The 18,107-nt window shown below is 66.0% G+C and carries 16 protein-coding genes and 3 pseudogenes; 9 read left to right on the forward strand and 10 right to left on the reverse strand.

The genetic code is table 11. From position 1 onward, the window contains the following. Positions 1-20: 20 nt before the first annotated feature. Complete coding sequence (locus tag BTZ20_RS12905) at positions 21-365, reverse strand: hypothetical protein (protein WP_077041641.1); 345 nt, start codon at positions 363-365, stop codon at positions 21-23. A 5-nt stretch (positions 366-370) separates the two neighbouring features. Continuing rightward, positions 371-1,279, reverse strand: a complete 909-nt coding sequence (locus BTZ20_RS12910; RefSeq protein WP_077041642.1) for a hypothetical protein — start codon at positions 1,277-1,279, stop codon at positions 371-373. 1,572 nt (positions 1,280-2,851) lie between these two features. On the opposite strand from BTZ20_RS12910, the gene BTZ20_RS29055 reads away from it, so the two are divergent. The 4 genes from BTZ20_RS29055 (at position 2,852) to BTZ20_RS12925 (ending at position 5,701) form a co-directional block, all read left to right on the forward strand. Next, positions 2,852-3,634, forward strand: a complete 783-nt coding sequence (locus BTZ20_RS29055; RefSeq protein ID WP_262982576.1) for a S8 family serine peptidase — start codon at positions 2,852-2,854, stop codon at positions 3,632-3,634. After that, positions 3,619-4,152 carry a S8 family serine peptidase gene (locus BTZ20_RS29820; RefSeq protein WP_411269132.1) on the forward strand — a complete coding sequence of 178 codons (534 nt, stop codon included), beginning with the start codon at positions 3,619-3,621 and terminating at the stop codon, positions 4,150-4,152. The genes BTZ20_RS29055 and BTZ20_RS29820 overlap by 16 nt, the downstream gene beginning before the upstream one ends. A gap of 93 nt (positions 4,153-4,245) precedes the next feature. Next, positions 4,246-4,455: a hypothetical protein gene (locus BTZ20_RS12920; protein WP_083742656.1), complete on the forward strand. Its 210-nt coding sequence runs from the start codon at positions 4,246-4,248 to the stop codon at positions 4,453-4,455. A gap of 193 nt (positions 4,456-4,648) precedes the next feature. After that, positions 4,649-5,701: a DUF2278 family protein gene (locus tag BTZ20_RS12925; RefSeq protein ID WP_077041644.1), complete on the forward strand. Its 1,053-nt coding sequence runs from the start codon at positions 4,649-4,651 to the stop codon at positions 5,699-5,701. 325 nt (positions 5,702-6,026) lie between these two features. On the opposite strand, the gene BTZ20_RS12930 is transcribed toward BTZ20_RS12925, so the two are convergent. Further along, entirely contained in the window at positions 6,027-6,521 is a 495-nt protein-coding gene (locus BTZ20_RS12930) for a hypothetical protein (RefSeq protein WP_145982290.1), read from the reverse strand. 28 nt (positions 6,522-6,549) lie between these two features. Next, positions 6,550-6,777, reverse strand: a complete 228-nt coding sequence (locus tag BTZ20_RS12935) for a hypothetical protein (RefSeq protein ID WP_077041646.1) — start codon at positions 6,775-6,777, stop codon at positions 6,550-6,552. Positions 6,778-7,522: 745 nt separating this feature from the next. Between BTZ20_RS12935 and BTZ20_RS28080 the strand changes: the two genes are divergently transcribed. Next, the gene (locus tag BTZ20_RS28080; RefSeq protein WP_145982291.1) at positions 7,523-7,810 is read left to right on the forward strand and encodes a hypothetical protein; all 288 of its coding nucleotides are present in this window, start codon (positions 7,523-7,525) and stop codon (positions 7,808-7,810) included. A gap of 786 nt (positions 7,811-8,596) precedes the next feature. Here BTZ20_RS28080 and BTZ20_RS29825 read toward each other — a convergent pair. The 3 genes from BTZ20_RS29825 to BTZ20_RS12955 are packed head-to-tail and all read right to left on the reverse strand — an operon-like array spanning position 8,597 to position 10,487. Beyond that, complete coding sequence (locus BTZ20_RS29825; RefSeq protein ID WP_083742657.1) at positions 8,597-8,836, reverse strand: helix-turn-helix domain-containing protein; 240 nt, start codon at positions 8,834-8,836, stop codon at positions 8,597-8,599. Further along, a complete protein-coding gene (locus BTZ20_RS12950) occupies positions 8,793-9,602 on the reverse strand; it encodes a thioesterase family protein (RefSeq protein ID WP_077041649.1) in 810 nt (269 codons plus the stop codon). The genes BTZ20_RS29825 and BTZ20_RS12950 overlap by 44 nt, the downstream gene beginning before the upstream one ends. After that, positions 9,603-10,487 carry a RecB family exonuclease gene (locus BTZ20_RS12955; RefSeq protein WP_411269148.1) on the reverse strand — a complete coding sequence of 295 codons (885 nt, stop codon included), beginning with the start codon at positions 10,485-10,487 and terminating at the stop codon, positions 9,603-9,605. It abuts the gene before it with no gap. Between the two features lie 115 nt (positions 10,488-10,602). Between BTZ20_RS12955 and BTZ20_RS12960 the strand changes: the two are divergent. Continuing rightward, positions 10,603-11,465: pseudogene (locus BTZ20_RS12960) on the forward strand (tRNA (adenine-N1)-methyltransferase). 76 nt (positions 11,466-11,541) lie between these two features. Here BTZ20_RS12960 and BTZ20_RS12965 read toward each other — a convergent pair. Beyond that, positions 11,542-12,027, reverse strand: coding sequence for a hypothetical protein (locus tag BTZ20_RS12965; RefSeq protein WP_077041651.1), 486 nt, complete (start codon positions 12,025-12,027; stop codon positions 11,542-11,544). A 185-nt stretch (positions 12,028-12,212) separates the two neighbouring features. On the opposite strand from BTZ20_RS12965, the gene arc reads away from it, so the two are divergent. Beyond that, positions 12,213-13,988: a proteasome ATPase gene (arc, locus tag BTZ20_RS12970; protein ID WP_077041652.1), complete on the forward strand. Its 1,776-nt coding sequence runs from the start codon at positions 12,213-12,215 to the stop codon at positions 13,986-13,988. A gap of 79 nt (positions 13,989-14,067) precedes the next feature. Here the strand turns inward: arc and BTZ20_RS12975 are convergent. Next, a pseudogene (locus tag BTZ20_RS12975) lies at positions 14,068-14,615 on the reverse strand (NUDIX hydrolase). A gap of 35 nt (positions 14,616-14,650) precedes the next feature. Between BTZ20_RS12975 and BTZ20_RS12980 the strand changes: the two are divergent. After that, positions 14,651-15,031, forward strand: a complete 381-nt coding sequence (locus BTZ20_RS12980; RefSeq protein WP_077041653.1) for a nitroreductase family deazaflavin-dependent oxidoreductase — start codon at positions 14,651-14,653, stop codon at positions 15,029-15,031. On the opposite strand, the gene BTZ20_RS12985 is transcribed toward BTZ20_RS12980, so the two are convergent. Continuing rightward, entirely contained in the window at positions 14,945-16,207 is a 1,263-nt protein-coding gene (locus tag BTZ20_RS12985) for a DUF418 domain-containing protein (protein ID WP_083742658.1), read from the reverse strand. The two genes, BTZ20_RS12980 and BTZ20_RS12985, sit on opposite strands and share 87 nt — an antisense overlap. A 289-nt stretch (positions 16,208-16,496) precedes the next feature. On the opposite strand from BTZ20_RS12985, the pseudogene dop reads away from it, so the two are divergent. After that, positions 16,497-17,995 (forward strand): annotated as a pseudogene (gene dop / locus BTZ20_RS12990) (depupylase/deamidase Dop). Positions 17,996-18,107 lie beyond the last annotated feature (112 nt).

An 18,107-nucleotide genomic window follows, 5' to 3' on the forward strand; every position in this document is an offset into this window, starting at 1 on the left:
GTCGGACTGAGTTGGCTGGGCTAGGGATGTAGTTGCGACTGCAGGAATTCGTAGATGTCGGGTTCGAGGTGTGCACGGGCTATTTCGACGAGTGCCTGTTCTAGTCGCGCGTGTGCATCGGTCGCTGTCCCGCCGCCATCTGCGGATCGGATCTCGACGGTCGTCCCGTGGACGGTGAGGGTCCAGCCCTTCTCCGGGGCGATGATCCGGAATCCTCGGTAGCCCAGCGGTTCGTGGGCGGGCTGAGACGTGGGGACGGGCTCGGGCAGGCCGGCGAGCACTGCGTCGATGGTTTCCACCTCGCTGGTACCGAGTTCCCATGCCGGATTGGGTCGCCCGCTGAAGATGTCGAGTTCGATCCGCATGCGTGTTACCGGATTCGATTCGCTTGTGTCTTGCAGGTGTAGAAGTAGCCGCAGAACTGCGTGTATGGTCCACGATCACAGGTTTCGGGATTGATGATGACCCGGTTGCTGTTGTCGGTATTCCGTGCTGCGGTCTGCCCCGGCTTGTGTCCCCAGAAACCTTCGGCCGCGGTGTGGATCCGATACCAGTGGTAGTCGAAGCCGGGTGCGACGACGAGGGCGACGAGCCGGCGCGGCTTCTCCGCGTCGGGGAAGCAGTTGTAGCGCGCGCGGGATCCGTCGGCTAGCGACGCGCGGGTCAATTCGGCACACGTGAGCGCGGTGTACATCGCGCCGGCCCCGCGACCGGGCTGAGCAAAGGTATCGGTGCGCCGATTCGATGCGTAGTTGTAGCAGTTGTTGTTCCGCTTGATATTCGCGTCGTCATTCCAGAAACCCGGGTTGAACTTCGACCGCTCGTAGTAGCAGGTGACGTCTTCCGGGGTGGGTTCGGCGGCGACGGAACTGTCGAGGTCGGTTTGCTGCCGTTCGCTGGTTTGCTGGAGGAGGTCCAGTAGGTAGCCGACGAGGTCCTCGTCGGTGGTCACCGGCGCGTCGCCGGCGGGCGGGTAGAGCTCATGCCGGGGCAGCGCCCGGATCAGCCGTTCGGCCACATCGAAACCGTTGCCGCCATCCGTCGCGCCGCCGCCGACCTTGAAGCGACGGGGCAGGTCGTGGCTCTGGTCGCCGTCATCGTCGGACAGCATCTCGACCGTCGCGCCGCGGAAGCCGAGTCCGTCGAACCCAGCCTGTGGGTCGGTGAGCATTTCGGGCCGGCGACTCACATCACGCAGCAACTCGCGCGCTTCGTCGTCGTCGATGAGATACGAGGGATCCTCCCGGCCAGAGAAGGCCTCGAGCGTGATACGCAACATCTGCTTGACTCCTTTGGTTCAAAGTGTCCGCCAACTGGTGGAGTGGATGGAAGCGCGGTCTGAACGTCGTACCGAGGTTCCGTCGCGCATCCGACCGGTAGGTGGTTGGTGCGCGCTGTCTCTTGTGCCGTCGTCGACATCGTGTGTCCGGTAGGGATCCCCACCCTGCACTAGCCGCCCGGCGGATTCGCGATCGCGATGCTCTCGGCTGTGCTGTATTCGGAACGAACTCAAGTCTGCCCGCATCGACTGCCACAGAAACGAGTAGCGGCCTACTCGTTTCGAATGACGTTGCAATGCAGGAGCCGTCGAGTGGCCACCCCGGCTTCGAACATTCGCAGCGAGTCGTGGCGGTCACGTCCCTCGAGGTTCACGGTCAGCGACAGAGGCCAAGGTGTCGGCATCGTGGCTTCCAGACCTTTCGGAAAACGAGTAGTCGACCACTCGTGTCTGGCGCCGGGTGGACGGAGATACTGGAAGCGCGGGTAGTTCGGCGTGTACACCCGACAGGCGGGCAGATCAAAATTCTGGTCGTAGGCAACGTCGATGCGAGGTCGGATTTCCGGGCGGTGGGTCGACATGAATCGAAGCGATATCGCAGTTCCGTTGCTGATCCCAGTAGTCACCGCACTACTCGGTGCATTGGGCATTGTCGCAAGAGATCTGTACGAGCGCCGAACCGAGAGGGGCCGGCGCAAGCGCGCCTATGATGACGCCACACGGAGGGTCGCGTTTGCGACCGAGTGGTGGAAGGCGAAGCAGGAACTCGGCGTGGAAGCTGATTCGCTGCAATCTGCACGTGAAACCGCTCAGAAGTGGCTCAGGGAAGCGACCACCCTCATCGATCAGTCCGTGCAACCGCCCCGCAGGCCAGAGAGTCAATACTCCGTAACGCGTCGCGTGCTGCTGGCCTACCCGTTCAAGAGTGCATCGGCGCGCCTTCTTCGAGTTGTCTACTACTTCATGCTGCTCCTGATGGTGTTTGCAGTCTCGATTGCGATCGTGCCGATTGAGGGTGTCTCGGGTCTAGAGCAGTTCGCCGGAATGCTATGGGTGCTTGTTCTCTACGGGCTCCCGGTATTGGGGACTCGGGCGTGGGCGGTCTCAATCGAACAGCGTGCTGCGAGGCGGCCAGCGAGAGTTTCCACGCCAACCTGGAATGTGGCCAATGATCTGCCGAGTGCTCCTCAGAGCTTTCCCCCAGGGCGCACTCCGAAAGGGCGGGTATGGCCCACCGGGGATGCCGCCTGGGCCACAGGAGCAATTCGGTCCACCGCCATCTGGTGGATTCGGGTGGCGACCGCTTGGCTAAACCCCGGCGCCAGGGGTCCTTGGTCCGGATGAAGTCCAGCGGATGCGGTGATTGGTCACGTCAGGATTGTCGATCTGCCGCGTGCGGCTGCAGCCCCTGGGGCTGTGTGCCGGGCACCGTCCGGGGCCTCGCGAAACCGTCAGTCGATGGCTTGCGGCGCCGAAATCGAGTAGTCAACCACTCGTTACACGACCGACTGCACAGGTCGAAGATTGAACGCGTACACCGCCGAGCCAACCAATCCAGTGGGAGGAAGATCAATGATGGCGAAGAATCCCGGAGGAAGTTCGAGTGATGGTGTCAGCAGCACCATCGATGAACTGCTCCTCTCAGCGCTAGAACGCGGTGATGAAAGCCTCGAGACAGGCCGCTACATCATCACCTTCAAAGAAGGCGCCGTGGAGGAAGGTATCCAAGCGCTAGGCACGCAAGGATTCAATTCCGCCGACGCTCGGGACTTCGAAAACCAGGCACTGAGCCTGGAAGACATCGCAGATGCTGATGCCGCGGTCTTCCCGGAGATAGGGTCGGCTCTCGTGGGTGCTGCCGCGTTGGAAGAGCACGGGATGAGCGTTCAGGCCGAGGTGGCAACCGACAGTCCGTTCGAGACAATCGAACCGGAGTACTTCGCATTCGCGGAGCAGGATGTGGATTACCTCCGCGGATTCACCAGGGCGACCGAGGCCATAGCCAATGATCTAAACGGGGGCAAGGACCTCGACCTTATCGAGGATTCCGATCTGGAGACCCAGGTCCAGGTCCTTGGCGCCACATGGGGTCTGGTCGGCTGTAAGGTACCACCGAGCCTTCGCAGCGGCGTGGGCATCAAGGTGGCTGTTCTAGATACTGGCATGGATCTGGGCCACCCAGACTTCATGGGACGGGCCATGGTCGGCCGGTCATTTGTCGGCCAGCCCGTGCAGGATCTGCACGGGCACGGAACCCACTGCATCGGTACCGCCTGTGGTCCCAAGGCGCCGCCCGGCACCACCCCCGGTACGGCATTGGTTACAGGGCTTCGATCTTCGTGGGCAAGGTCTTGAGCAACGCTGGATCGGGTGCGACCGGCGGCATACTCAACGGCATGAACTGGGCAATCGCAAACCGGTGCCAGGTCATTTCCATGTCCCTAGGGTCACAGGCGCCGGTACAGGCCGCATATACCGCGGCAGGCACCGCGGCCCTGAATAGTGGATGTTTGATCATCGCTGCCGCAGGGAATGCGGGAGCGGCGACGGGCGCGCCAGCGAACTCACCAACAATAATGTCGGTGGCCTCGCTTGACCGTAACCTTGCCCCGTCCTCATTCTCGAATAGCGGAAAGATCGAGATCGCGGCTCCTGGCCGGGACATCGATTCCTCTGTTCCACGGCCCTCCCGTTACGGCACTAAGAGTGGTACCAGCATGGCAACGCCACACGTGGCGGGGTGCGCCGCTCTGTGGGCCGAGACCGGCGCGAGCTTGCGTGGTAGGTCCCTGTGGACCACACTGCAGACAACGGCTAGACCCCTACCGTTCCCGCCCTCGCGGGTAGGGCGTGGGCTAGTGCAGGCGCCCTAGACGCGGCTGGATCTGAGCGGTGGGGTGGACTGCGAAGAGGTAACTGAGACGATGAAGAATCGATGGATCGTCACCACCTCCCGGGATCGCCCCATGGCGCAGACCGCGAAGGATCTGTCCGATGCAGGATTCGACATTGACGACAGACTTGAGGCGATCGGCGTCATCGTTGGGAGTGCTGACGTCAGCCTCGCTCAGAGTTTGCGGGCGATCGCCGGCGTGATCGATGTATCCCCGGAGTCATCCATCGACATCGGTCCTCCCGATTCCCCGATACATGGTAGGTGCGCTGCCGGTTCCTGACAGTGGACTGTATTTCCCGGTCGCCCGAGCCGTTCGGCAGATCAGGTTCTCGATGGCGGTGGATGGAGGTCGAATCCGATGTTGAAGCGGCCCGCTCAGTTTCGCCGCACGACAGGTCGACCACCCGCCCTCGCTCTGTTGGCTCCGTGACCTGCGTTCTCCGCAGCACACCAACCGTTTCTGAGAGGTCGACATGCCGTTGAAGAATTACGGGGTCCTCAAGGGACGCCCAATCAACCGGACGCTGGGGTCGGGTGCGAACCCGCACTTTCAGGTGCATGTGATCGACGAGACCGCCGACTATCGCATCGCAGTCAACGTGGCCTCGGCGCTGCGCCCGTCGGAGGTCGAGTACCTGATCGATTCGCGCTTCGCGCATCCGTTCCTGCCGCAGTGCGAGGCCCTGCCGGCGGGCTGGCACCCGCTCGCGTCGACGCCGGGCGGGCCGTCGCTGGATTTCATCCGCTCGAATCTGTTCGACCCACGGAAGATGGTGCCGCTGCCGTTCAACGTGCCCGGCCCGGACAACGACCTGAACGAGAAGATCAACCACTACATCCAGCGGGCGATAGCCGACGAGGAAGCGACGCTCTACGCCTTCGGCGAACGCTGGGGACCCGAAAGGGGTAAGAAGGACAAGATCTTCGGGTTCCTGCCAGGCAACGGGGTCCACGACATCCACATGAACCAGGCCAACGTCGGCCGGTTCGTCGACGACGACGGCGTGTATCAGGACGGTGCGCTGCTGCTGCACTTCCCCAGCCAGGACCAGTGGGTGGGGGTGTTCCTGAAATTCCAGTCGCAGACTTGGCACACCGACGACCGGACCGGCCACCAGATCCGCCCGCCGGTCAGCGGTCCACCCTCGGATCGCGGCGTCACGGTCCGCCCGTTTACACCGGGCGTGCCTCCGACGCCCGAGGCCCCGGACGGGGCGGTGAGGATCGTCGCGGCGCTGGCGAACGCGGTCGTCTCGCCCGAGGTGGAAACGGTGACACTGCTCAACACGACTGGCGCGACGATCAAACTGGGTGGCTGGCGGCTGCTGGACCGGGACAAGCACGCGATGGCCCTGTCGGGCGCAATCGGGGCGGGGGACACACTCCGGATCATGCTCGCCGCACCGGTGACGCTGCCCAACTCAGGAGGCCAGATCACCCTGCTCAATTCGGACGGATTGCGGGTGGACGGGGTCACCTACACCCAGAACCAAGCCTCCCAACCGGGATACACCATCACCTTCTGACCACAACTGACAACCACCGAGGTCACCTTGGCCATGAATGCCCCGACACGCGGCGCCATCTGCTCCACCGCGGTCGGTGAGCGCCAACCGTTCGGCCCCCTCCAACAGGAGGGCGACGATGACGGACTCGGATCAGGCGCGTTGTGATCCCAGAGATCTCTACGAGTCGGTGATAGTGGTAAGCCCTCGACACCAAGGACAATCCCCCGTTCATCGGACACTCCTGCTCTGTGGGGCGAGCGTGGCTGGGTCGTCATGGGTCGACGCTCGCGTCAGGATGATGGTGGTTGGGCAGTCTCGGGGCATGGCCAGTTCCCGTTCTTGTTCATCGCGGGTGCGCGGGGAGGTCCGCTCGCCGGGTGACGATGATCCGTGAGGATTCGTCGATCGGAACGATCAACGCGTACCCGTAGCGTTCGGTCCATCGTGCAGGAACCAGCACCCAGCTGTCGGGGCGGACCACAAGAGTCCGTAGGCACTGGTATCGGTATCGGAACCGCTGAGCAGCTTGCGGATTGAGTTCGGTTTCGTGCACCAGGTCGGGTGGGGCGAATAGGGGTTCGGTGGTGTCCAGCACCACAACGGACTGTCGAAACCAAAGGTGCTTCGCGGTGTCCTGGGCACGAGTGCGCCCCTGGTCGTTGGCGTAGATGTTGGTCAGCCAGAACAGTGCCAGCACGAGTGCGGCGGCCGTGAGTAGCCAGGTGAGTCGCTCTGCGGTGGTGGCCAGTCGGGGTGCACTTCTCGACCGTAGTGCTGCGAGAACTTCGGTACCCGCTGCGATCGCCAGCGCTTTCGCCTGCCGTACAGGAGGATCCACAGTCCTCCGCAGATTGCGGCCAGCAGGACTATGAGGACAGGCACGCTGTCTCGCACGTACTCCGCGGTGGAGAAGTCGAAGGCTCGTCGTCGAGACTGAAGTAGGCGAAAAACGCGTTCTTGTAGATGACACCGAAGTAGTAGCACAGGCCGGTGATCAGGGTGGTGGGTGCGACGACGCCCGCGACCGCGCCGATCCACTTGTCGACCGCCGGCGGACGCGTCGGTGCCGGTGGAGGTGGCGGCGGTTCACTCATGGCGTCGATGTGTTTCCTGTTCCGATCTCCGCGCCCGCGGGTGAAGGTAGCGGTGCTTCCGTTGGACCAGGAATGGGCCTAGGTGCAGGCCTCCCTGGCACCTGGGCTTCCGTTGGAGCAGGCGCGATCTCAGACCCGCTGGATCCGCCGTCGAAGGCGGTCGGTGACGGTCTGGATTCTGAGACGGCAGGGGTGTTGGGTGCTGGAGTTCGCGAGACTCGGTCGCACCCGGACACGACTGCCACGGTTGTCGTCAGGACCAGCGCCATTGCCCCCGGCAAGACAGATGCGCATGCATGTGGCCAGGTCCTGCTGTCGACAGTGGATCTCATGGGGGCCTCCCAGTTCGATCCCACCCATTCTCGCCCCGACCGCACCGGATTCCACGAGTAGTTAGCTACCCGATTCGCACTGTTCAGCTCACCTCAGCGTGTGCGCTCGAGGTGGAGATGTCGGATCTTCGGGATCGGCGCGCGCGAGGAGGCGGCCTTGAGAAGGACGAGGCTGTAGGTGATTGTGCCGCCATGTCGCAGCACCGCTTCCAAGCGGCGGATGCTCGCCGCGAGCTGGAGCTCCGTGAGGTCAGGAAATCGATGCAGCCGCGGCCTTAGTGGTAGCGCGGCAATCCGTGGGCGGCCCCTTGCACCTTCGGGGGGGGGGGGGGGGGGACTTCAGAACCACGCAAGGACTGATCAATTGGAACATCAGCGACAGCATCACCGCTATTGCTCAGGCGAATCCGGCTGTGGCGCTCACCGCCTTCGCCGTCATCGCCGTCATCGCCGTGGTTCTTCACTGGATGATCGCCACCCTGGTCCGCACCTTGGTGACGGCGCTCTTTGACAGGGACCCGACCACCTATGAGCGCATCTACGGTCTGATCTGGGTCACTCGGCATCCCAGACCCTCCAACGACGAGAGAACCGGAGCTGATGGTCACGCCGGTGATCTGAGAGGTGATGGGGACCGGCCCGTAAGAGACGGGCCGGTCCCTGTCGCCAGTCTTGCGCATGACGGGCGTTCGCGTCCATGAGGCCCTTCGCATTTGCTGCTCAGCGAGCGCGGCCGCGACGTCAAGCTCGGTGGTGGCGACGGTGTGGTCCGGCGCGGCGGCGGAGGTAGGGGCTTCGCGTGTTCTGGAGGCTCGGGCGCCTCGACGCGCCATGCGAAGCCAGATGGGAAGTTCCCGGCAGAATGCGGCAATGCGCATCTTCCGCGAGCTGCACCAGGCCGGCGACGATGCGATCCGCTGAAACCAGAGGCGGGAGCTCTCGCCCACCAAGGACGCGGGCGTCCTATTCAGTCATCGTCCAAGCCCGCACAAGATCCGAGTTCTCATGGACTCCGAAAGTTTGCCTGTCGACACGTCGATGCCAGTCCAGCTGTTCGAGGCACTCATCAAGCACCAGTGGGTGTTCCCGCTCGCTGTCGAGGCCAGCACGATCACCTCGACAGACAGGTCGAGCCCGGTCCGTGCCGGACTGCTGAAGGTTCGCGACACCACCGCTGACAAGGGATGGTCCAGTTACCCCGGACCGCAGTACAGCTTGTCGATCAACGACGAGAACGCGCACCCGGGCGGATCGGCCACCCTGGCCGCTCGAGGCGCGACCAGCCCGAGCGGCAGATCCTCGAGACGATGCAGTCCTTCGAGCAGGGGCACCCCCGATTTCAGCGTGGAGGACGCGGTAACTCACGCGATCCTGGCCGAAGTGGCACGCCACTCCGGATTCGACATCCTGGTCTCCGAGGCACCGGTCGCCGCGTGCCGAATCCTGCCGATGCACGCCGGGTGGTGGTGCTCTCCCGCGCCGAGGTACTATGGATCCCAGCCCATCCGGACCAGGTGCTCGAGCATCCGGAGCGTGGTCGTCCGGGGAATGCCGGTTCGGCGGGACAACTCCGTCAGGCTGAGCCGCGGTGCGCTGCGAAAGCCGTTCAGGAACAGGGCGAGTCGATCGAGCGCGGACGTGGGACACCGTTCTTCTTGCGCTCTCCGACTGATATGCCTTCTCCTACTGGGCCCGGACCTGCACCGTCTGGTTGATCCGTCCGACAGGGCCGGACTCGTCGTGCAGTACGCCCGCGCACATGCCGACGCCGTCCGGGCCGTAGGAGGTCTCTGCGGAGATACCGACCCATTCGCCCTCCGGCACCCGGAACAGGTGCACGGTCAGGTCGGTGTTGAGGTAGGTCCACTCGTCGAAGTGCAGCTTCGCTCCGACGCCGTTCGCGACGTCCGCGACCGTGAACAGTCGCTGGATCGGGGAGAGCGACTCGCCTTCGACCAGAACGGGATTGGGTCGTGCCCACACCTGGCCTGGCCCCTCGCAGCCGATCTCGGCCAGCCACTTCCAGTCCAGGGTCGCCACGAACCCGGTGTCCCAGAAGCGGCCCTCCATCGCGACCTCACGGCCCGCGGACACCGGCTCGAGTGCCGGATCGCCCGCGTGCGTGACGGTGCTGGTGTCCGCGACCTGCATCCGCCATCCGGTGGCGCGGGCGGCGGCGCGGGCGGTGCCGTCCGGGCCGGTGGCCCAGAGCTCGGCGACCACCAGCTCCACCCGCTTGCCGGGACGCTCGACCCAGGACCGGACCTCGATCTCGGAAATCGGTACCGGGCCGAGGATCTCGACGACCACCCGGGTGAGCCGGGCGTCCTCGCGCGGGGCGCACCGTTCCAGCGCGCGCACCAGCAGAGCCGACGGGGGAGCACCGTGCTGCATGGTGTCGCCCCAGGTGCTCATCGTCAGCTCCGTTGCGGCGAACCTCTCGGTTCCGTCCGCGCCGGACTCGAGTGGGATGTAGTAGGCCTGGTCGCTCACTTAGCTGATCTCCTCGAAACTGTCTTCCTCAGCCGGTGTCTCCGGCCAGCCCGGGTAGGGCGGAGGCGTGCCACCGAACTCGGGGCAGCGCACCTTATGATCGCACCAGCTGCACAGGCGCCCCGGCTTCGGTCGGAAGTCCCCGGTCTGACCAGCGGCGAGGATCGCCTTCCAGATCGCGGACAGGGTCCGCTCGAACCGGAGCAGTTCCGCCTCGTCCGGCGCGTAGGTGAGGATCTCGCCATCGGTGAGGTAGATCAGGCGTAGCTGTGCGGGCACGATCCCCCTGGTGCGCAACAGCACCAGCGCGTAGAACTTCATCTGGAACAACGCCTTGGATTCGGTCATCTCGCGCGGCGCACGGCCGGTCTTGTAGTCGACGACGCGGACCTCACCGGTGGGCGCGACGTCGATCCGGTCGACGAAGCCGCGCAGTAGCACCCCGTTGTCGAGCTCGGTCTCGACTCGCAGCTCGCAGGACTCCGGCTCGAAGCGGGTGGGGTCCTCGAGCTTGTAGTAACCCTCGATCAGCGTGCGGGCCTCGGCGAGGAACGCGGCCCGATCTTCGGCGGGGACGGTGTCGGCGATCTCGGGGGATTCGGCGAGCAGTTGTTCCCACGCCGGGTCGACCAGGGACACCGCGCGGTCGGGGACCCGCTCCTGGGCGGGCAGGCCGTACAGCGACTCCAGCGCCGCGTGCACCACCGTCCCCTTCAGCTGCGCCTTGGACGGCACCTCCGGGATCCGGTCGACGGCGCGGAAGCGGTACAGCAGCGGGCACTGCTTGAAGTCGCCGGCGCGGGAGGGGGACAGGGCGGGCCGTGAGCGTGGGCGCGCCGTCCCCGTGTCGGCGGCGTCGGAGGACTCGGCAGGGGGCGTCGACACGGGAGAGCTCACACCTGGCAGGGTATGCGGCGGGTCCGACACCGCTGTCGGGGCCGGCGCGTGGGTCGCCGGGAATGCTGAATACGAGGAGATCTGAGTCGTGGCTGGGCAAGACGTGAGCGCACGCGAGAAGCGACCGACCGGACCGTTTCGGGAGGGCGACCGCGTTCAGCTCACCGACGCGAAGGCGCGCAAGTACACGGTGGTCCTCGAGGCGGGCAAGGAGTTCCACACCCATCGCGGCGGGATCGTGCACAACGACCTGATCGGTGCCCCGAGGGCAGCGTCGTCACCTCGACGAACGGGACGCCGTACCTGGCGCTGCGGCCGCTGCTCGTCGACTACGTGCTGTCCATGCCCCGAGGCGCGCAGGTGATCTACCCGAAGGACGCCGCGCAGATCGTGCACGAGGGCGACGTGTTCCCCGGGGCACGGGTGCTCGAGGCAGGAGCCGGCTCTGGCGCGCTGACCTGTTCGCTGCTGCGGGCGGTCGGGCCCGAGGGCAAGGTCATCTCGTACGAGGTGCGCGACGATCACGCCGAGCACGCGGTCCGCAACGTCGAGACCTTCTTCGGCGGCCGCCCCGACAACTGGGAGCTCACGGTCGCGGACCTGGCGGACTTCGACGCCGAGGCGAACGGCGGTCCGGTGGACCGGGTGATCCTCGACATGCTCGCGCCATGGGAGACGCTGCCCGCGGTGTCGAAGGCGCTGGTACCCGGCGGCGTGCTCATCGTCTACGTCGCGACGGTGACCCAGCTGTCGCGGGTGGTCGAGGCGCTGCGTGAGCAGGAATGCTGGACCGAGCCGCGGTCCTGGGAGTCGATCGTCCGCGGGTGGCACGTCGTCGGCCTCGCCGTGCGCCCGGAACACCGGATGCAGGGCCACACCGCATTCCTTGTCAGTGCGCGCAAGCTGGCCGAGGGAACCGTCACCCCGAAGCCGCAGCGCCGCGCGGGCAAGGACAAGAAGGTCTAGAGCAGGCGCTTCGCGCCCGTGCGTGATTTGTACCCCGACTGGGGTACAAATCACCCACGGGCGGCGGAGCCGCGGATCACTTCACGCAGGTGAGCTTGCCCATCGAGAAGATGGTGCAGACGGCGTCCTCGGAGATGACCCACTTGCCGTCGACCTGATCGAAGACGACCTCGGTCGGGGCGCCGCCGTGCGGGCCCGCGATGGTCGTGGTTGCCGAGACCGTGTCCTCGTCGACCGCGGTCACCTTGGTCACCTCGGCGGTGAGCGGGTAGCCCTTGAGCACCCCGTTGAACTGTTCGAGCACGGCCGCCTGGGCGTTTCCGTCCTCGACGAGTGCGATCTTCTCGTTGGCGCCGACCGCCGGATCGAAGAAGGTGACGATGGTCGCCTGCAGCTCGGCGGTGGTCGGGGTCGCGGCGGCAGCGGCACTGGCGCTCGTGCTGGTGGACGCGGCGGAGGTGGTGGCGTCCGAGTCGCTGGTCGAGTCGTCAGAGCCGCAGGAGGCGACTCCGACTGTCAGTGCGATGGTTCCGACGGCGATGAGGGACTTGCGAATGATCACGAGTGGGGCCTTTCTCGTTGGCTACGGTGCCAATTAGTCAGGTAAGGCTAACATCAGAGATGGTGCGGGTGAGGCGGCTCGCCGTCCCACACTGTGCGACGCCTGCGGTCCGTGTCCGCCTGTCGGTCCGCAGTTTTGGTACGGCGGCTGTAGCGTTGATAGATCGTCACTGGGAGGAGTCGCACATGAGCGCAACAGAGAATCCGGACTCGTTCGCCGCCCGGGCCGAGCTCGAGGCGCTACGCCTGGAAGCCGCTGGTCTTCGCCGCCAGCTCGCCCAGTCGCCCGAGCAGGTGCGAGAGCTCGAGTCCCGTGTCGACTCACTGTCGATCCGAAACTCCAAACTGATGGACACGCTCAAGGAGGCCCGTCAGCAGTTGATCGCGCTCCGCGAGGAGGTCGACCGTCTCGGTCAGCCGCCCAGTGGTTACGGCGTGCTCATCTCCACCCACGAGGATCAGACGGTCGACGTGTTCACCTCCGGTCGCAAGATGCGGCTGACGTGCTCGCCGAACATCGACACCGAGACGCTCCGGCCCGGTCAGACGGTTCGCCTCAACGAGGCGCTGACCATCGTCGAGGCGGGGGCCTTCGAACGGGTCGGGGAGATCTGCAGCTTGCGCGAGGTCCTCGACGACGGCGAACGGGCCCTTGTGGTCGGTCACGCCGACGAGGAGCGCGTGGTCTGGCTCGCGCATCCGCTCGCGTTGGCCGCGTCCGACGCGACGATCCATCCCGACGACGAGGACATCGATTCGCCGTCGCGCAAGCTGCGGCCGGGGGACTCCCTGCTGGTCGATTCGAAGGCGGGTTATGCCTTCGAGCGGATCCCCAAGGCGGAGGTCGAGGACCTCGTGCTCGAGGAGGTGCCCGACGTCGACTACGGCGACATCGGCGGCCTCGGGCGGCAGATCGAGCAGATCCGCGACGCCGTCGAGTTGCCGTTCCTGCACAAGGACCTGTTCCACGAGTACGCGCTGCGGCCGCCGAAGGGTGTGTTGCTGTACGGCCCTCCCGGCTGCGGCAAGACGCTCATCGCCAAGGCCGTCGCCAACTCGCTGGCGAAGAAGATCGCCGAGGCCAGGGGCCAGGATGCCAAGGATGCCAAGTCCTACTTCCTGAACATCAAGGGCCCTGAGCTGTTGAACAAGTTCGTCGGTGAGACCGAGCGGCACATCCGGATGATCTTCCAGCGGGCCCGTGAGAAGGCCTCCGAGGGCACCCCGGTGATCGTGTTCTTCGACGAGATGGACTCGATCTTCCGCACCCGTGGGTCGGGCGTGTCGTCCGACGTCGAGACCACCGTCGTCCCGCAGCTGCTCAGCGAGATCGACGGCGTCGAGGGACTCGAGAACGTCATCGTCATCGGTGCGTCGAACCGCGAGGACATGATCGACCCCGCGATCCTGCGGCCCGGCCGGCTCGACGTGAAGATCAAGATCGAGCGTCCGGACGCGGAATCGGCGCAGGACATCTTCTCGAAGTACCTGACCGAGCACCTGCCGGTCAACGCCGACGATCTGGCCGAGTTCGGCGGGGACCGGGCGGCCTGCATCAAGACCATGATCGAGCGGGTCGTGGACCGGATGTACGCGGAGAGCGACGACAACCGATTCCTCGAGGTGACGTACGCGAACGGCGACAAGGAGGTCCTGTACTTCAAGGACTTCAACTCGGGCGCGATGATCCAGAACATCGTCGACCGGTCGAAGAAGTACGCCATCAAGTCGGTGCTCGATACGGGGGCGCCCGGACTTCGGGTGCAGCACCTCTTCGATTCGATCGTCGACGAGTTCTCCGAGAACGAGGACCTGCCCAACACCACCAATCCCGATGACTGGGCACGCATCTCGGGCAAGAAGGGCGAGCGGATCGTGTACATCCGCACGCTGGTCACGGGCAAGAACGCCAGTGCCAGCCGCGCCATCGACACCGAGTCCAACACCGGCCAGTACCTGTAGCGCGACGACGACAGGGCCGGGCACTCGTTCCACGGGTGCCCGGCCCTGTCTCGTCGCGGCAGCGCCTTGCGGGGTTTGCTCAGGCGAAGTAGCCGGCGAGCAGTGCCCTGGTGTCGGGGACGAATGCCCACGCCGGATCGGCGAGGTGGGCGCGCAGCTCCGCGTCGGTCCACCACCAACCGTCGACGATCTCGCTCGCCTGGTGACTGATGGGCCCGTCGTAGCGCCCCTCGAAGGCAAACAGGTGGCATCGCAACGGTTTACCGTCCCATCGGCCGTCCCACCTGACCTGGGCGATGGGCGACAGCTCGACCCCGGTGACGCCGAGCTCCTCGGCGAGCTCGCGGACCGCGGTCTCGCCCGGACTCTCACCGGGATCCACCACCCCGCCCGCGAGGCAATCGTGCATGCCTGCGAAGACCGCCTTGTCGGGGAGCGGCGGTGCACGTAGACCCGGCTGCCGTCCATCGAGCGCAGCAGTACCCCCGCACTGGCGTGCCACAGGCCCTCCGCGTACACCCGCGATCGTGGGGCCGTGCCGATGACCGCTCCTGCGGCGTCGTAGACCGTCACCACCTCATCCGGCGCGGCGGGGTCGCCCGGCGGCGACGATGGGCGCTGATCCATGCGTCCATCGTTCCACGCGGCGATAGGCTGACCACGTGCCCCTTCCGCGCAGGCTCGCCGAGTTCAACAAGGTGGTCACCAATCGCGTCAGCAGGCTCGTCGCCGGCTGGTTGCCCGGCTGGGCCATCGTGCTGCACCGCGGACGGCGGTCCGGCCGCCTGTACAGGACCCCGGTCAATGTGTTCCGGCGCGGCGACGGATACCGGTTCGCACTGACCTACGGCCCGGACAGCGACTGGGTGCGGAACGTGCTGGCGGCCGGGCATGTCGACATCACGACCCGCGGTCGGCTGGTCTCCCTGACCGATCCCCGTCTGGTCACCGATCCGTCAGCGAACTGGGCGCCCCACGGAGTCCGCCTTGTCCTCCGCCGAGTCGGCGCCGACACCTACCTGCAATGCCGGATCGACCGCTGACACCGGCGCTGCTTCGAGGCCGGATCGCCTGACGCGGACCTCGCCGGCCAGCCGGAGATAGCTTCGGTGCCACAGCCATTCGACAGGGCCACGTTCGAACCGGCGGAGCCACAGGTGCGCGGCGGCGATCACCGCCGCGCCGACGCCGAGGTAGATCGCGACGGTCGCGGGTACCCGGGCGTCGGGGGAGAGGCGGGCCGCGAGGCCGAGGCCCCAGCCGTAGCAGAGTGCCGACGCGAGCAGGTTCTGGAGGACGTAGGAGCTCAGCGCCATCCGCCCGACATCGGCGAGCCTGACCCCGACCGTGCCGACGCGAGGGCGGCGGCAATAGAACTCGGCGACCAGCGCGAGCAATCCCAGCGAGACGATCGGCGCGGTCCCGTACCGGGCAACCAGCAGGCCGGCGTCGCCGCCGAGGATCCCCGCCGCGAGGTCGATGGGCAACGCGATCCCGAGCCCGAGGATCATCAGGCGGCGACGGATTCCGGACCCGGCGGGTGCCAATACCCCCGCCCGAAACAGCCTGGCGCCGAGCAGGAACAACGCGATCGACAGCGCGAAGATGAACACCGGCTCGATCCGGAACGCCACCAGGTTGTCGATCCGGAAGAGCACGAGGTCCCACCACGACCCGTCCGCGTACGGGTTCGGGTCGAGCGGTGGGGGATCGGGGCGCGGCGGCGGCGCAGCGAACGCGAGGGTGCCGAGGGTGAGCAGCACCAGATGGATCACCGCGGCCCAGATCATCCAACGGCGCTGCGCGCGTTCGCTGCTCGCCAGCACGAACGCGACCACCACGCCGGTGACGGCGTACCCCATCAGCACGTCGAACTCGACGACGAGCAGGTAGTGCACGACGCCGTCCACGAACAGCAGTGCCGCCCGCCACGGGTACTTCCCGGGCCAGGGCCTGCCCGCGCGGAGGGCGGAGTGCTGCTGGATGGCGAGCCCGATCCCGAACATCAGCGTGAGCAGCCCGAGGAACTTGCCCTGCGCGAGCTGCTGGAGCACCTTCTCGACCCACTCCCAGCCGCCTGCAGCGGCCGCGGTGCCGTTCAGGTAGCCGACCAGTCCCTCCGGGTTGGTGAAGATCCAGATGTTGGTCGCCAGCGTTCCGAGGATCGCGATGCCACGCAGTACGTCGAGGCTGGGGTAGCGGGGAGTGGGCTCGGTCATGGAGTCAAGGTGCCGGGAATCTGCGGTGAGGGGATCCGCCAAAGGGATGATCCGAAGGATGATTTCGAGCTTTTCAAGCCTGATTCTCAGGTCTTCTTTCCAGGGATAATGTCATAACGCAGCTTATCGGCGTTTAAGCCGAAGGCGACAAAGTCGGTCCACGCACCTTCTAGGACGGGCCCAGAAGGGAAGGGGTGGGGCGCCTGCCGGGTCATGCGCGGTGCGGCACGGCGTAGCGAGAGGGGAACGGTCGAAAGGTTGAGCGCGCCGACGATCTAGGCTCGTGGGCATGCAGCGCATCATCGGTATCGAGGTCGAGTACGGGATTTCCTCCCGACGGAACCGACCGCGAACCCCATCCTGACCTCGACCCAGGCGGTACTGGCCTACGCGGCGGCCGCCGGTGTGCCGCGCGCCAAGCGCACCCGCTGGGACTACGAGGTGGAATCGCCGCTGCGCGACGCCCGCGGATTCGATCTGGGCCGCTTCAGCGGGCCGGCGCCGGTGATCGATGCCGACGAGGTCGGCGCGGCGAACATGATCCTCACCAACGGCGCCCGGCTGTACGTCGATCACGCGCACCCCGAGTACTCGGCACCCGAGTGCACCGATCCGCTGGACGCCGTCATCTGGGACAAGGCGGGGGAGCGGGTCATGGAGGCCGCCGCACGGCACGCGTCCAGCGTTCCAGGTGCCCCGCGGCTCCAGCTGTACAAGAACAACGTCGACGGCAAGGGCGCGTCCTACGGGACCCACGAGAACTACCTCTGCTCCAGGGAGACCCCGTTCTCGGCGATCATCGCCGGGCTGACGCCGTTCTTCGCCTCCCGGCAGGTGATCTGCGGATCCGGGCGGGTCGGCGTCGGCCAGTCCGGCGACGAGTCCGGGTTCCAGCTGTCCCAGCGCGCGGACTACATAGAGGTCGAGGTCGGTCTCGAGACCACGCTCAAGCGCGGCATCATCAACACCCGCGACGAGCCGCACGCCGACGCCGACAAGTACCGGCGACTGCACGTGATCATCGGCGACGCGAACCTCGCGGAGTGGTCCACCTACCTCAAGGTCGGCACCACCGCCCTTGTCCTCGACCTTATCGAGGCGGGGGTGGACCTGTCCGACCTGCAGCTCGCGCGCCCCGTCACTGCCGTGCACCTGATCAGTCACGATCCGACGCTGCGACAGACCGTCGCGCTGGCGGACGGGCGTGAGCTGACAGGTCTTGCGCTGCAGCGGATCTACCACGAGAGGTGCGCGGCGTTCGCCGAACGCCAGGGCAACGACGATCCGCGGGTGGCGGACCTGCTCGACAAGTGGGCCACCGTCCTCGACATGCTCGAGCGGGACCCGATGGAGTGCGCGCATCTGTTGGACTGGGTCGCGAAGCTCCGGCTGTTCGAGGGCTTCCGACAGCGGGAGGGCCTGTCCTGGTCCGCACCCAAGCTGCACATGCTGGACCTGCAGTACTCGGACGTGCGCCTCGACAAGGGGCTGTACAACCGCCTGGTCGCGCGTGGCTCGATGGAACGGCTCGTCACCGAGCAGCAGGTGCTGGACGCGATCAGCAATCCGCCAACGGACACGAGGGCGTACTTCCGCGGCGAGTGCCTACGCAGGTTCGGGGCCGACATCGCCGCGGCCAGTTGGGACTCCGTCATCTTCGACCTGGGCGGCGACTCACTCGTTCGCATTCCCACCCTCGAGCCGTTGCGCGGCAGCAAGGCGCACGTCGGCAAACTGCTCGAGTCGGTGGATTCCGCCGCTGACCTGGTCGATCAGCTCACCAGCTGAGACGCGCGCACGCGACACGCTGTTCCACCACCTCAGGGTGCGTCGCACTCGGTAGGGTAGGGGTCCGTGCACGAGCGCACACTGGTTGTGCCGGTAATTGTGCAAGAGCTAA

The organism is Rhodococcus sp. MTM3W5.2 (genome assembly GCF_001984015.1).
GTDB lineage: Bacteria > Actinomycetota > Actinomycetes > Mycobacteriales > Mycobacteriaceae > Rhodococcus_G > Rhodococcus_G oryzae.

Coding starts and splice junctions, on each gene's coding strand:
- BTZ20_RS12905 (WP_077041641.1), bottom strand. CDS start 365: ATGCGGATCGAACTCGACATCTTCAGCGGGCGACCCAATCCGGCATGG.
- BTZ20_RS12910 (WP_077041642.1), bottom strand. CDS start 1,279: ATGTTGCGTATCACGCTCGAGGCCTTCTCTGGCCGGGAGGATCCCTCG.
- BTZ20_RS29055 (WP_262982576.1), top strand. CDS start 2,852: ATGATGGCGAAGAATCCCGGAGGAAGTTCGAGTGATGGTGTCAGCAGC.
- BTZ20_RS12920 (WP_083742656.1), top strand. CDS start 4,246: ATGGCGCAGACCGCGAAGGATCTGTCCGATGCAGGATTCGACATTGAC.
- BTZ20_RS12925 (WP_077041644.1), top strand. CDS start 4,649: ATGCCGTTGAAGAATTACGGGGTCCTCAAGGGACGCCCAATCAACCGG.
- BTZ20_RS12935 (WP_077041646.1), bottom strand. CDS start 6,777: ATGAGTGAACCGCCGCCACCTCCACCGGCACCGACGCGTCCGCCGGCG.
- arc (WP_077041652.1), top strand. CDS start 12,213: ATGAGCGCAACAGAGAATCCGGACTCGTTCGCCGCCCGGGCCGAGCTC.
- BTZ20_RS12985 (WP_083742658.1), bottom strand. CDS start 16,207: ATGACCGAGCCCACTCCCCGCTACCCCAGCCTCGACGTACTGCGTGGC.